Annotated in this window: 10 protein-coding genes; 3 read left to right on the top strand and 7 right to left on the bottom strand. The window is 60.7% G+C overall.

Going from position 1 to position 14600, the window contains the following annotated elements; all coding sequences use genetic code 11:
- Nucleotides 1-63: 63 nt before the first annotated feature.
- Nucleotides 64-903, top strand: a complete 840-nt coding sequence (locus WNM05_RS10080) for a zinc-dependent peptidase (protein ID WP_434634651.1) — start codon at nucleotides 64-66, stop codon at nucleotides 901-903.
- On the opposite strand, the gene WNM05_RS10085 is transcribed toward WNM05_RS10080, so the two are convergent.
- The 5 genes from WNM05_RS10085 to WNM05_RS10105 all read right to left on the bottom strand — a co-directional run bounded on the left by WNM05_RS10085 (nucleotide 894) and on the right by WNM05_RS10105 (nucleotide 6245).
- A complete protein-coding gene (locus WNM05_RS10085) occupies nucleotides 894-2207 on the bottom strand; it encodes an MFS transporter (RefSeq protein ID WP_434634652.1) in 1314 nt (437 codons plus the stop codon). The two genes, WNM05_RS10080 and WNM05_RS10085, sit on opposite strands and share 10 nt — an antisense overlap.
- Before the next feature lie 109 nt (nucleotides 2208-2316).
- Nucleotides 2317-3162: a carbohydrate ABC transporter permease gene (locus WNM05_RS10090; protein ID WP_434634654.1), complete on the bottom strand. Its 846-nt coding sequence runs from the start codon at nucleotides 3160-3162 to the stop codon at nucleotides 2317-2319.
- 8 nt (nucleotides 3163-3170) lie between these two features.
- Entirely contained in the window at nucleotides 3171-4040 is an 870-nt protein-coding gene (locus tag WNM05_RS10095; RefSeq protein WP_434634656.1) for a carbohydrate ABC transporter permease, read from the bottom strand.
- Nucleotides 4041-4104: 64 nt separating this feature from the next.
- Complete coding sequence (locus WNM05_RS10100) at nucleotides 4105-5370, bottom strand: extracellular solute-binding protein (RefSeq protein ID WP_434634659.1); 1266 nt, start codon at nucleotides 5368-5370, stop codon at nucleotides 4105-4107.
- 29 nt (nucleotides 5371-5399) lie between these two features.
- Complete coding sequence (locus WNM05_RS10105; RefSeq protein WP_434634661.1) at nucleotides 5400-6245, bottom strand: BadF/BadG/BcrA/BcrD ATPase family protein; 846 nt, start codon at nucleotides 6243-6245, stop codon at nucleotides 5400-5402.
- A 172-nt stretch (nucleotides 6246-6417) separates the two neighbouring features.
- On the opposite strand from WNM05_RS10105, the gene WNM05_RS10110 reads away from it, so the two are divergent.
- Nucleotides 6418-7629: an ROK family transcriptional regulator gene (locus tag WNM05_RS10110; RefSeq protein WP_434634663.1), complete on the top strand. Its 1212-nt coding sequence runs from the start codon at nucleotides 6418-6420 to the stop codon at nucleotides 7627-7629.
- A 40-nt stretch (nucleotides 7630-7669) separates the two neighbouring features.
- Nucleotides 7670-9355, top strand: a complete 1686-nt coding sequence (locus WNM05_RS10115) for a glycoside hydrolase family 9 protein (protein WP_434634665.1) — start codon at nucleotides 7670-7672, stop codon at nucleotides 9353-9355.
- A 12-nt stretch (nucleotides 9356-9367) separates the two neighbouring features.
- Here WNM05_RS10115 and WNM05_RS10120 read toward each other — a convergent pair whose 3' ends face one another.
- Nucleotides 9368-10198, bottom strand: a complete 831-nt coding sequence (locus WNM05_RS10120; protein WP_434634667.1) for a hypothetical protein — start codon at nucleotides 10196-10198, stop codon at nucleotides 9368-9370.
- Between the two features lie 27 nt (nucleotides 10199-10225).
- Nucleotides 10226-14350: a hypothetical protein gene (locus WNM05_RS10125; RefSeq protein WP_434634669.1), complete on the bottom strand. Its 4125-nt coding sequence runs from the start codon at nucleotides 14348-14350 to the stop codon at nucleotides 10226-10228.
- Nucleotides 14351-14600 lie beyond the last annotated feature (250 nt).

Here is a 14600-nt window from a genome sequence, read left to right on the forward strand (position 1 = left end):
GCGTATCTCCTGGATGTCGGACGCGGCGGGCATTGAATTGCGCCGCGGCGCCCAAAGGTATCCATGACTGACGCGATTCAAGGCCAAGAGTTCATGCTGCTAGACTGGATGCGCCGCCTAGGCGGCAAGCGCGCGCCGCCCGCGCTGCTGGAAAAACTGCGGCGCGAGGCCGCCGTCATGCCATTGTTGCAAGGCTTGTCCGCCGACGAAAGCGGCCGTCTGGTCCAGCTGGCCGGACGGCTGCTGCTGGACAAGGCCGTCACCGGCCTGGAGGGCATGGAGGTGGACGACGCGATGCGTTGCCGGCTGGCCTTGCAACTGGCGCTGCCGGGCATGAACCTGGGGCCGGCCGCCTACGGCAACTGGCGCGAGGCGGTGTTGTACCCGGCGCCCTTCGTCGTGCGCAGCCGCTGGCAGGACGGCATGGGCCTGACCCACGAGGGCGAGCAGGTGCTGATAGGCCAGGCCCATTACCAGGGGCCGCTGGTCCTGTCGTGGCCGGATGTCGAGGAGTCGCCGCTGCTGGACGGTTGGAACGTGGTGCTGCACGAGATCGCCCACCAGTTCGACATGCTGGACGGCCCGGCCAACGGCGCGCCGCCGCTGCACAAGGGCATGGACCGCAAGGCGTGGAGCCGGGCCTGGAACCAGGCCTACCGGCAGTTTTGCCGCGAGGTGGACCGCGGCGTCGAAGGGTGGCTGGACCCGTACGCCAGCGAGAGCCCGGCCGAGTTTTTCGCGGTGCTCAGCGAGGCCTTTTTTGAAATCCCGCACCTGACGGCGCGGGACTATCCGGAGCTGTACCGCCAACTGGCGCTGTTCTACCGGCAGGATCCGGCACTCAGGCTGCCGGCGGTGGAGGAGGACGGCCTGCTGCCGCCCCCTCCGCCGTCTCACCCCTGAGCCAGCAGCGTCTTCTCCCTTCTGTCCTGCAGCAGCAGCCAGCTGCCGACGCCGATGCCGATCAGGCATTGCAGCAGCAGGTAATAGGCCGGCGCCAGCGCGTCGTACTTCAGCCACCAGGACAGCAGCACCGGCGTCAGGCCGCCGGCGAAGGCGTAGGCGACATTGTACGAAAACGACAGGCCGGAGAAGCGGACCGCCGCCGGAAAGGCGCGGACCATCACCAGCGGCACCGCGCCGACGATGCCGACGCAGAAGCCCAGCAGCGTGTACAGCGGATAGAGCTGGCTGCTGTCCACCGCCATCGTGGTGTAGAAGGTGTAGCTGGCGGCGCCGAGCAGCAGGCTGCCACCGAGGAAGGTCAGGCCGCTGCCGATGCGGTCGGACAGCACGCCGGCCACCAGGCAGCCGCCGGTCAGCGCGACGATGGCCAGGCTGTTGGCGCGCAGCGAGTCCACCGGCAGGATGTTGAACTGCTTTTGCAGATAGGCCGGCGCCATCAGTATGGTGACGACGATGGCGATGGCCAGGAACCAGGTGACGAACATCGACAGCGCCACGCCGGTCTTGTGCTTCTTCAGCACCGTCTTCAGCGGCAGTTCGTCGGCCAGCGCCTTGCGCGCCTTCAGTTCGGCGAACACCGGCGTTTCATGCAGCCATTGCCGCAGCTGCATCGCCACCAGGCCGAACACGCCGCCGATCAGGAAGGGCAGCCGCCAGGCCCAGTCGGCGATCTGCTGCGCGCTGAAGGCCAGATTGATGGCGGTGGCGATCAGCGAGCCGAGCAGGATGCCGGCGGTCAGGCCGGAGGTGATCACGCTGCAGGCGAAGCCGGTATGGCGCGCCGGCGCATGCTCGGCGACGAAGACCCAGGCGCCGGGCACCTCGCCGCCTATCGCCGCGCCCTGCAGGATGCGCAGCGCCAGCAACAGCAGCGGCGCGGCCATGCCGATATCGGCGTAGGTCGGCAGCAGGCCCATCGCCAGCGTCGGCAGCGCCATCAGCACGATGCTCAGCGTGAACATCCGCTTGCGGCCCAAGAGGTCGCCGAAATGAGCCATCACGATCCCGCCCAGCGGCCGCGCCAGATAGCCGGCGGCGAAAATGCCGAAGGTCTGCAGCTGGCTCAGCCAGTCCGGCATCGTCGGCGGAAAGAACAGCTTGCCCAGTGCCACGGCGAAGAAGACGAAGATGATGAAGTCGTAGAATTCCAGCGCGCCGCCCAGCGCGGCCAGCAGCAGGGTCTTGCAATCCTGGCGGTCGAGCGGGCGCGTGGCGTGCGGCGAAAGGGGGCGGTGGTTCATTGCGGGGGGTTTTCCTCTGTTGTGCTTATTTATGGTTATTGGCGGGCGAGGCCCGCTCCGGCCAGATTAAATGAGCCGCCCGGTGTCTGACAATACGACTTGTTCCCGTCTACTTCACCGCCCCCTCCATGCCGCGCATGAAGAAGCGCTGGCACAGCGCGAACACCGCCAGCACCGGCAGTATCGTCAGCACCGCGCCGGCCGCCACCATGCGGGTCGAGCTGGCGAAGGCGCCCTTCAGGTACAGCACGCCGACCGACAGCGGATAGAGTTCCGGCGTCTTCAGCACCACGCTGGGCCAGACGTAGACGTTCCATGACCACACCAGCGTGAACACGCCCAGCGTGGCGAGGTAGGGGCGCGACAGCGGCAGGCAGACCCGCCAGAACAGCTGCCAGTCGCCGGCGCCGTCCATCCGCGCCGCGGCGACGATGTCGTCCGGGATCTCCTCGAAGGCGTGCTTCATCAGGAAGATGCCGAAGGCGCCGGCCAGCGACGGCAGCACCACGCCCAGCCGGTTGTCGTCCAGGCCCAGCGCGGCGATGGTGGCGTAGTTGCTGATGAAGTTGATCTCGCTGGGCAAAAGCAGCGTGGCGATGACGGCGTAGAACACCGCCTGGCGGCCGCGGAAGCGCAGCTTGGCCAGCGGGAAGGCCGCCAGCGCCGACACCGCCAGCGTGCCCGCCGTGGTCAGGCCGGAAATCCACAGCGAATTCCACAGGAAGCGGCCGACGGGGATGGCGTCCCAGACCGCGACGAAGTGACGCCAGCCGGCGTTTTCCGGCCACAGCGGCGGCGGGAAGTCGAAGACCTGCTCGCCGTCGCCGACGGCGACGCCCAGCGTCCACAGAAAGGGATAGCAGCAGGCGAAGGACAGGATGGACAGCAGCAGGTAGTCGGGCAGCTGCCGCAGCAGCCGGCGCGGCGCGGCGCGTTTCAGGGCGATGGCGGTCATGGCGGTCCTCAGCGGTGGTCGGCGCGCAGCAGCCGGAAATTCAGCCAGGCCAGCAGCAGGCAGGCGGCGGTCAAGACCAGGCCGGCGGCGCTGCCGCGGCCGAAGTCCAGCTGGTTGAAGCCCTGGTGGAAGGCGTAGTAGAGCACGGTGTAGGTGGCGTTCATCGGCGCGCCGCGCGTCATCACCAGCACCTCTTCGAACGATTTGAGCGCGTCCAGCGTCGAGATCAGGCTGCAGAACAATATGGTGGGCTTCAACAGCGGCAGCGTGACGCGCCAGAAGCGCTGCCAGCCGCCGGCGCCGTCCAGCCGCGCCGCCTCCTGCACCTCGGCCGGTATCGCCTGCAGCCCGGCCAGGTACAGCACCATGTAGTAGCCGACGCCGCGCCAGTAGGTGACGAACATCACCGAATACAGCGCCAGGTCCTCGTCGCTGAGGAAGCCGATGTCGCGCTCCGGCGCCAGCAGCCGCAGCCAGCGCAGCGCGCCGTTGATCACGCCGTAGTCGGCGTACATCCAGCTCCACATGATGCCGACCACCGATATCGTGGTGACCACCGGCAGGTAGAAGGCGGCGCGGAACAGCCTGATGCCGGGACGCTGCCGGTCCACCAGCGCGGCCAGCGCGATGCCGGACAACTGGATGGCCGGCACCACCAGCAGGTAGCGCAGCGAGTTCAGCAGCGCCTGCGGGAATACCGGGTCGTCCAGCAGGTAGCGGAAATTGTCCAGGCCCACCCAGCGCGGCGGAGACACCAGATCGTAGCGGGTGAAGGCGACATAGCCGCCGAACAACAGCGGCCAGAAGGTGAAGGCCCCCATCAACAGCAGCGCGGGGGAAAGAAAGAGCCAGGCATTGCGGGTCGACGATTTCATCATGTGGACATCCTGCCGGGAGGCGCGGTGGGAGGCCGCGCCCGCGATGGCGGGCGCGCGGGCCGGGCTATTTCAATTGCCGGTTCCAGAAGGCGACGGCGTCGTCCAGCGCCTGCTGCGCGTCCTTGCGGCCGGTGACGGCCGCCTCGACGTTGTCCACCAGGTTTTTCTTCAGATCGGCGACCTTGGGCACGTCGGTCAGCACCAGGGTGCGGATATGGCTCGCCACCTTGGCGCCTTCGACGCGCGAGCTTTCGATGGCGCCGCCGCCGGCCGAGGTCTTGACGAAGTAGCTGTCGCCCAGCGCCTGGCGCGTGGACGGAAAGGTGGCGCCGGTGATCTTGGCGAAAGCCAGCTGCTGGCTGTCGCTGGTCAGGAACTTGGCGAACTTGACCGCCTCCTGCCGCGTCGCGGCCGGCAGGCCGCGCGACACCGCCCAGCTGAACAGATAGCCGCCCGGGGCGATGCCGGTCGGGCCCAGCGGCGCGGGCTGCACGACGGTGGCGGCATAGATGGCGCGCGCGTCGCTTTGCGTCTTCTGCGCCGATGTCGGCGCCGTTTCCATCATCGCCAGCCGGCCGCTGTTGTACAAGCGGACGCAAGCCTGGTAGTTGTCGTCGGCGAACAGATTGTCGCGGGCCAGCGCGCCGGCCTTGTAGGCGTCGGCGAACTTGCGGATCAGCGCGACATGGCGCGGGCCGTTGAATACCGCCTTGCCGTTCCGGACCAGCGGCAGGCCCTGGCCCAGCATGATGCCGTCTATCTGGCCCAGCTGCGGCAACAGGCCGGCGACGCCGGTCCTGGCCTTGACGATCTTGGCCAGCTCGAGCTCGCGGTCCAGGCTGGTGATCGGCTGCTTCGGATCCAGTCCGGCCTTGCGGAACAGTCCGCCGTTGATCACCAGCACATTGATGTTGTTGTACCAGGGCAGGCCGTACAGCTTGCCGCCGAAGCTGAGGTCGGTCAGCGCATTGGGCAGGTAGCCGGCCTTGTCGGCGCCGAGCGTGGCGTCCAGCGGCTCCAGCGTGCCTTTCTGCGCGTATTTGAACAGCCGCGGCACGTCGTGGTTGACCAGGGCCGGCGGGCGCCCGGCGGCGATGGCGGCGTTCAGCTTGGTCTCGAAATTGTCGTTGAAGACATCGACCCACTGGACTTCGACATTCGGATGCAGGGCCTCGTAGTGCTTCTTGACGCCGGCGAAGTAGCCGTCGAAGGTCGGTCTCAGCGAATCGGTCCAGAACTCCAGCCGTATCTTGTCGGCGCTGGCCGGCGCGGCCAGGCCGCAGGCCAGCAGCGCGAGTCCGGCCACCGCGGCGCGACGGGATGGTTTCATGCTCGTCTCCTCTTGTCTTTATCGAGTCGTCAACGTTGCAGCAACCGCAGCGCGCCGTCGGCGGCGTCGCCCTGCGGCGGCGTCAGCCGGCGGCGGAAACCCGGCGGCAGCCAGTCGCTCAGCGCGCGGCCCAGGCCGCCGCACAACGCCACCGGCAATTCGCCGCGCGGATCGAGCGCGCGGGCGATGGCCCAGGCGTCGTCCCCGGCCCGGCGCAGCAGCGCGTCGGCCTCCGGATCGGTACGCGCCGCGGCGATCACCAGCGGCGCCAGCCGGGCGAAGCCGGCCGGATCGGCGTCGCCGTTCCAGCTCATCATCGCCTGCCAGCTGCCGCCGACGAATTCCAGCACCGCCCGCGTCAGCGGGCCGTGCGGACCGCGGCCGTCCAGCGCCATCTGGGCCAGTTGGGCGGCGCGCTGGCCCAGCCAGGCGCCGCTGGCCTCGTCGCCGCTGGGATAACCCCAGCCGCCGACTTCGCGGCGGCCGCCGTCCGGATACAGCGCCTCGCCTATGCTGCCGGTGCCGAGCGCGACGATGACGCCGGGACGGCCGCCGTGGGCGCCCAGCAGCGTGGCGTAGCCGTCGGTGGCCAGCCGCAGCACGGCGAAACCGGGCGATCGCGCCTCGAATTGCCCGGCCCATTGCCGGTTGTGCACGCCGGACAGGCCGAGTCCCAGCGCGCAGGCGCCGCGCTCGGGCAGGGGCAGGGCCGCGGCGTCGAAAGCCCGCGCGATGGTGGCCAGCACGACGTGCCAGGCATGTTCGATGCCCAGCGACAACGCCGAGCCCGGCCCCTCCGCCGCGCCAACCGGCCGGCCGTCGGCGGAGACGACGCGGACGCGGGTGCCGCTGCCGCCGCCGTCTACGCCGATCAAATACCGTATCGAAGCATCCATGAAGTGTGGGGCATTGCGCCGGCAAATAATGACATTTGAATTATTTGCAGTAAAGCATTCGTCATTTATTTCGTCAAGTTGATTTATTTAATAATCAAAAAATGACAATATCCTGTTGTCTGCCGGCGTCGGCGCCGCCATACTGCCGGCCATGAAACTGTTCGCCGACAGGCCGGAACCGCTGACGGTATCCGGCACCAATCTCGAACACGCGCGCTCGCACAATCGCCGCGCGGTGCTGGAGACCATCCGGCTCAATCGCCAACTGACCCGCGCCGAACTGGCCAGGCTGACGGCGCTGACGCCTCAGACCGTGTCCAATATCGCCGCCGAGCTGCTGGACGCCGGCATGCTGCTGGCCGGCCAGCCCTTGCGCGAGGGCGGGCGGGGCCAGCCGGCGGTTCCGCTCAGCATCAATCCGGACGGCGCCTATTCGATAGGCGTGCAGCTCGGCCATCGCTCGCTGAGCGCCGTCGCGGTGGATCTGGCCGGCCGGGTGAGGGCGCGGACCGAGCGGACCGTGCTGCGGCCGGCGCCTGAGCAGGCCTTGCCGCTGATCGCGGCCATGCTGGGTGAGATGCGCGGCGCCGCCGAGCTGGACTGGCGGCGTTTGCTGGGCGTCGGGCTGGTGATGCCGGGACCGTTCGGCGTCGAGGGCATGACCTCGGTCGGGCCGACCACGCTGCCGGGCTGGGAGGAGGTGGACGGCGCCTGGCTGAGCCGCGAACTCGGTCTGCCGGTATTGCTGGAAAAGGACGCCACCGCCGCGGCCATAGGCGAGCGCCTGTACGGGATGGCCAGCTCGCTGCGCAACTTCGCCTATCTGTTCATCGGCACCGGTCTGGGCGCCGGGCTGTTCCTCGACGGCCGCCTCTATACCGGCGGCCGGCACAATGCCGGCGAGATCGGTCACATGATCGTGGTGCCCGGCGGGCGGGTCTGCGAGTGCGGCAACCGTGGTTGTCTGGAGCGCTATGTATCGCTGCGGGCCCTGCATGAGGAGCTGGGCTTGGGCGACGGCGCGCTCGCGAGTCCGGATCCATTGGCCGGACTGCCTATCGGTCCGGACGGGGAGCGCTGGCTCGAACGGGCCGCCGCGCCGTTGGCGCAGGCGGTCAACATTCTGGAATGCCTGCTGGACATCGAGGCGGTGGTGATAGGCGGCCTGCTGCCGCCGCACTGGCTGGATGCGCTGGTGGCGCGGCTGCATCCGTTGCCGGCGTCGACCCGGCGCGGGGACGGCATACGCTTGCGGCTGGGCAGCGCCGGGCGCGATGTGATGGCGCTGGGCGCGGCGGCGCTGCCGATTTTCGACGAGTTCAATCCGCAGTACGAGGTGTTGCTGAAAAACGGCCGGCGCTGACGGCGCACCGGTTTCAAAACCTGGCGGCAAGGAGGGCGGGATGGCGTTGCAATTTCTGTTCAATCACCTGGGATTCGAAACCGGCGCCGCCAAGCGCGCGCTGCTGCAAGGGCCGGCCGACGCGACGGTGGACGGTGTGGCGGTGCTGGACGCCGGCCGTCGGGTGGCCTTGCGCAGCCCGCTGCGCGCGCTGGGACCGGCGGACGGCTGGGGCGACAGCCATTACTGGCTGGCCGATATCGGCGCCTTGAGCCGGCCCGGCATCTACCAGCTGTGGCTGGAAGGCAGCGCGCCGCCGCTGGTGTCGGCGCCGTTCGAAGTGGCCGACGGCCTGTACGGCCCGGCCCTGCTGTCCGACCTGCTGTTCTATTTCAAGTCGCAGCGTTGCAGCGGCCTGTACGATCTGGCCGACCGACAGGTCGAGGAGGAGGGCGGCGGCGGGCGGCGTGACGCCCGCGGCGGCTGGTACGACGCCTCCGGCGACTGCTCCAAATACCTGAGCCATCTGTCCTACGCCAACCACCTGAATCCGCAACAGACGCCGCTGCTGGCATGGAATCTGGTCCGCGCGAGGCAGGCGCTGGCGCCGCAGGGCAAGTGGTTCGACGAGCGCTTGGTCGACGAGGCGCTGGTCGGCGCCGATTTCCTGCGGCGTATGCAGCATGAGTCCGGCTTCTTCTACCAGACGCTGTTCGACGGCTGGAGCAAGGACGAGACGCGCCGCAGCCTGTGCGCCTACTCGACCCAGCAAGGTCTGCGCTCCGCCGCGTTCCAGGCCGGCTGGCGCCAGGGCGGCGGCATGGCGGTGGCGGCGCTGGCGGCGGCATCCGGGCTGCCGCGAGACGGCGAGCACGCCCGCGGCCGGTATCTGGCGGCGGCGCGGCAGGGCTTCTCCCATCTGCAGGAGCATGGCCAGGATTATCTGCCCGACGGACGGGAAAACCTGATCGACGATTATTGCGCGCTGCTGGCCGCCTGCGAGCTGTACGCCGCCGACGGCGGCAGCCATTACGCCGACGCGGCGGCCGAGCGCGTCGCCTGCCTGTTGGACCGCCAACACGAGGACGGCTGGTTCTGGCTGGACGGCGAGCGCGCATACAGTTACTGCCACGCATCCGACGCCGGGCTGCCCTACCTGGCGCTGATGCGCTATCTGGAAGTGTTGCCGGATGGCCCGTATGCGGCGGAGGCGGAGCAAGGGTGGCGGCGCGGCTTGCTGGCAGAGCTGGCAAGCACCGCGCGGCCCGGCAATCCCTTCGGCTACCCGCGGCAATGGGTGCAGCGCCCGGGCGAGGAGGCCGGCGCGCGCTTCTTCATGCCGCAACGCAATGCCAGCGGCTACTGGTGGCAGGGCGAGAACGCGAGGTTGGCGTCGCTGGCCGCCGCGGCCTGGGCCGGCGCCGCGCGCTGGCCGGCGCAGTCGGCCGGGCTTGGCGATTACGCGCAGTCGGCGTTGGACTGGATATTGGGGCGCAATCCGTTCGATGCCTGCATGTGGCAGGGACGCGGCCGCAACCATCCGCAGTACGAAGCCGGTTATTACAACGCGCCCGGCGGCGTCTGCAACGGCGTCACCGCCGCGCCCGGCCGCGACGGCGGCATCGCCATGCTGAGGCCGGAAGAGACCGACATCAGCCAGTCGTGGCGCTGGGGCGAGCAGTGGCTGCCGCACGGCGCCTGGCTGTCGCTGGCGCTGGCGTTGAAGATGGCTGCGGCGCGGGCTTGATTGCTCGATGCTTCAGTCTATGCCGATCAGGCCGCCCAGCGTGCGCTTGTACGGGGGCGTGGTGGCGTACTGCATTGCGCTTGAATAAGCGGCGCGGCTGGGGCCGAATATCCTGATCGGCAAATAACCGGCATGGGAGCTCATGCCCTGGCCTATGGTCAGAATCAGCTCCTGCCTGGTCAGCATCGAGGCGAGCTGGGGCGTCAACGGCTTGCCGGCGGTGACGGTGCGTGTCGTGGTGGTGACGACCGGCAGGGCGAAGCTGGTGCGCGCAATGCCGATCAGTCCGTTCGCGGCAACGGTCAGCGCGGTGCCGATCAGGCCGGTCAGGGCCGAGATGATGCCCGCCGCCGCCGCGATGGCAGCCAGCTGCCTCGATGTCCTGGGGAGGCTCTTCGACAGCGCGCCGGCCAGTATGCCGAGCGAGCCGCTGATAATCCCGAAAAAGCCGCTGACCAGGGTCAGCGACGCGGCGGCGGCGGCCATCATGGTGGCTGCCGCCATGAAGGCGATGACCCCCGCGCCCAGCGTCAATATGCCAATCACGACGGCGATGATCCCCAGGCCTATATTGACGGAAGCCGCAGGGCTCAGGCTGCCATCCGAGCCTGTCACATAGTGATCGAACCAGGTTTTGTTGAAGCCGTAATCGGAACGCCGCACATCGTCCTTGTTCGTTTCTACGGCTCGCAATGTAAGATATTGGACGCTTCCACCATCGAATATCTTTCCATCCCTCAAGGAAATGTATTGAATGATTTCGAACTGACCTGGCGGCGTATCAATCGTTTCGCCTTGCATGCCGATAATGGGAGGAAGGGACCTTTTGACTATGTTAGACATATTAGCCTCCATGCGTGAAGAAATGATTCAAAGCGCCAGAGTCAGTACACCCTCGGTCAGTATCTGGCCACTAGGATTACGGGTATAGCGTTCTATGCTCAAAGTGCCGGCATCCAGCTGATCTATGGTGGCCACCGGCGTGCCGTCCGGCATGTTTAGATAAAGTTTGGTGCTGACTGAGTGGTCGGCGGAAAGAGTGAATGCGCATTCCAGCCTGTCCTCTACTTTGAAAAATATCATTTCTCCTTCAAAAGACTTTTCATCGGTTGACGAGTAATACGTGGTCGAAATCTTGCTGTTGCAGGAAAAACGATTGACTGTGCGTGTGTTGGGTTGATCAAATATTCCACTTATCGAAGCGGCATAGCCGGATCCGTCATTGGTTCCAATCAGGCGTTCCTCAGCATCATAGAAATAAAATTTTGCCTCATTGCTCAAATAAACCGGTGTGTCATTCGATGCAGGGAAAGAGACGCTGATATCTTTAACGGCGGCATTGTTTTTATATTCATACAGAATACATTTCAGGCCGCCTTCTAGGCTGTGCATCAGAATCTTGTTCACATTCCCCGAGTATCTGTCGTATCGGTGGGTAATGGTTTTGGGTGCGCCGCGCGGTACAGTATTGCGGTGGATGACATCCAGGCGGCCGCTTTGTGGGCTGTAGATGTAATTTGCCGTGCTGACTATAGGGGCATGACGGTATTTCGAGGTAATGCTTCGCACGTTTCCTAATGCATCGTAGTCATAATCGATTCCCCTGAGCTCATTGTTATACTCGTCTCTTCCCAAGTGATCCTCACCGGCACAAGTCCAATTCCTTAGTTGATTTTTACCGTCATAGTGAAAGGTTTCACTGTGCTCGGGCTGATCCGACAGTTGATGGGAGAAACGCTTTATTCTATTCGTTGCGTCCCATTCCCAGCGTAGAACGGCAAGTTGAGCGCTTTTCCCATTCGGACGAATCAGGTAATAGGCACAGCCATTTTGTCTGAATTGCGCATCATGGCTTACGGTTTTTTTGATTTGATGAGTAGTTTTGTTATCCAGCATGATGCGGTAAGTGATCTCGTCCAGCTTGGAATAGCTGCCAAATGCCTTGCCGCCGCTTCTGGCATATTGAATCGAGACGCGTTCCACACCTTCTATTATCGCAGTAGCCTTGGCTAAACTCCCTTGCTTGTATTCATAGGCTTCCAGGTATTGGGAGTCCTTGTTGCTGATTTTTGCAAGCTGGGTTTGGAAAAAGGTTTTCAGAATCCTGCCATCTACGGACCATAGGTGACTAATGTTGGAATCATGAAATGGTGTGGCTGTTTTTTCAGTCTTTACGTGGGAGAAAAAGTCGTATTCATAACTGGATGCCAAGCTTGTATTGGTTGCTGCAGACAGCAGCCTTCCATCGGGATTGTACAAGTAGGTATAGGTTTCTGTTTCACCGTCTTTTTGAGTGTATATGGATTTGCTATACAGCTTTGCCAGATGCTGGTAATAGGTATAGGCTGTTTGAGGGGTGGTATCGTCCGCATGAGCCTGATTTAATTCGCTGCCCAAGTATGCAAATGATTTCTGGTTGGCTGGGTGCAATTTTGATATCGAAGGGTCGTAACTGTATTTGGTTATAATGCCTAAGCGATAGTCGTATTCTTTTCTGAAGGCATCGTCAAATTTACTGATGAGAACGATATTTTCGTCAATCTTTATTTCTTCTGGCAAGCTCCCATTGCACGGAGCGTATTTTGTTTTTTTAACACCCCAGGTCGGGCCACCGTCTTCTTCGACAATTCTGCCATAGTTATCATATTTAAATTTCTTGATGTTTCCAGCAGCATCCTTGGTTTCGGCTGGTCTATTCAGGCTGTCATAGTATATATATTCAGACCATAGCTTTGTGCTGTCGTCTTTCATGAATAGTGCTTTGCTAGTAACTGCATTTTGAATATCGACTTCTTCACGCAGAATCGTGTTCTCAGGTTGATTTTCAATGCGTGATATTTTATACGGGATGTCACGAAAAATGAGGGTTTTGCTATGTGTGAAATTATCGTGCTTGATGGTAATCGATAATAACTCCCCGTAGACATCATAATGGTATTCGGTTTTGTCGTGAAGGATGGCTGGGCTGGTCATTATGCTTTGCACCGAATAGTCAAATGTTTCTTCGCTCGTGACTTGATGCAAAGCATTATAGGTTGTTCTGGATAGTAATTTGGCAGGAGTGGAGAAGCCGGGCATGGTAACGAATTCTTCAATCATTAGCCCTAGTCGATTGAAATTTCTTTGAAAAGATATGCCATTCCATTGCCTGGCAGTGACACTGTTCAAAGTGTAGGAGTAAGTCTCGGTGGCGGCATGACTGGTATCGGCTCGGAGTGTTTTTCTTAGCAGTCGTCCTAGCGAGTCATACTGATAGGTCGTTTTTGCAGTATTTTCATCAATTTCATAATCTAGCACGCCGGTGAAGACATTGCTGGCAGTAGTCTTCAAAACAGAATCAGCATTATTGGACTCCTGGCAGGTGATGGATGCGCCGTTATCACTGACATAGTAGCTGTAGTTTATGGTTTTCCCATTTTCAGGCAGAGCATCATCCGATGCCACATCCATATACTCAGTGCAACTGGCCAGGCAACCGAAAAAGTCGCCACTGCGATGGTAGGAAAAGACGGTTTTTGAGAATTTTTTGTCATGATCAAGCACGGCTAACGTATTGTCGGTGTAGATTTTATTGCTGACATCTTTTACCAGGCGAATTTTTTTATTACTGTTGGGGACGTTCAGCTCATGATACGTATAACGCTGCACTTGTACGCGATTGAAATGGTACTCGGCTAGAGTACTTTGCGGTGTGTTGATACTGGAGACTTGCTCTTCTTCCAGGTATTTTGCAAAGATGTCATCTCCCAGCCTGCTGGGTTGCTGGTATATGCTGGTTTTTCTCAAGCCTTTTTCATCTATGCTATGAATGATGTTCCCATATGGGTCGTAATTTTTCTGCGTTGCCGGTCCCGAGTAAACGGTACCGTTTATTGTTTCAAACTCGGATACATTCGTCGCTAGAAAAGGAAAGTAGTTATTATTGTATTGGTAACAGATCATGCGGCTAAATCGGTCTAGTGGCTTGTCGGCATTGTCTTCACCTTCCATTTCAATAAGCAATTGATGATCGGCATTATATTGTCGTCGGATGATTTTTACACCATTCAACTTGGTTTCAGTTTCATAGCCGGTAATTTGCCTTTTGCTTATGTCGTACAAGGTAATATTGGCGAAGCTGGAAAAATTTCCGCTGGGGCTGCTGTATTGAGTCGTTCTGACAGTTTTGTTATCTATGCTTTGGTCAATCGATTGAACCAGGTACAAATTTCGGTCTCTGCTGCTTTGTGTCTCGTAGATGACTTTGTATTCTTCATCATATCGTTCCAGCGAGGATGCACTACTGATGCGGCAAAAATCATTGCTGTCTTTCTGGTATTCAAAGCGGTGGCGTGGAAACTCTCTATCCTTGTCTTTTAAGATTATATTGGTTAGTTCATTTTCCTCGTTTATTGTGCACTCTTCGGTTATTGGATCGCCGGAAGAATTTTTCTTTTCAATTTTTACTAATCTCGAATCGCTATAGTCGAATGAGATTAAGCGGTCTTTTTCATCTTCAATACGATTCAATAAGTGTGTATTTTCTACCCATTTTAAGGTGGCAATACGGCCGGATGGCATTTTCACGCTCACCAGCCGACCTTTATTGTCCAGGTATTCAATTATGCCGTTTTTGTATAAAAGACGATAGTTACGGTCCGCAAGGCGATCGAGAGAAAATTCACAGGCAATATAATTGCTCATGCCAATGCCGATGATTGGAGAGTCTGGTGTCGCATGGGTAGGCAAAACCATAGTGTATCGCCTGCCATCTGCCATAATTAATGTATTGGTTTCAACATCAATCCTGCTTAACGCCAATTCCCAGCCAATGCCAAAGCCATAGTTGTTGCTGCTTAGCTGATTGAATCGTATGCTGACATCAAATAAAGGACCTTGAAGCTGATTGGCATGTACAGAGCCAAGCAAGATATTGTATATAAACATCCTCGTTCTTGGATCAACTCCATTGTCTTTCCAATTGACCTGATTCATCGGTACGAAAAAGCGGCTCATGTTTTACTCCAAATTTAGTTGGATCTAGATGCATTTTCTTGTCTCAGGAATTGAATTTTTAATTTTTGAAGGCTGTTGATTTTTTGATCAGGCCAGCGTTATCCTGAGGGCGGCGCTTTGTAATGGTGACTTGATGTATTTTTCTGTGAGGAATCGAGAAATTCGCAACCATTACCGGTTCTGGTGCCAATGAAAAACTGATAGCGATCTACTGCTTCATGCAAGTTGAATTGATAAATGTCTCAGTTGG

The sequence above is a fragment of the Chromobacterium sp. CV08 genome (assembly GCF_051129845.1).
Lineage (GTDB): Bacteria > Pseudomonadota > Gammaproteobacteria > Burkholderiales > Chromobacteriaceae > Chromobacterium.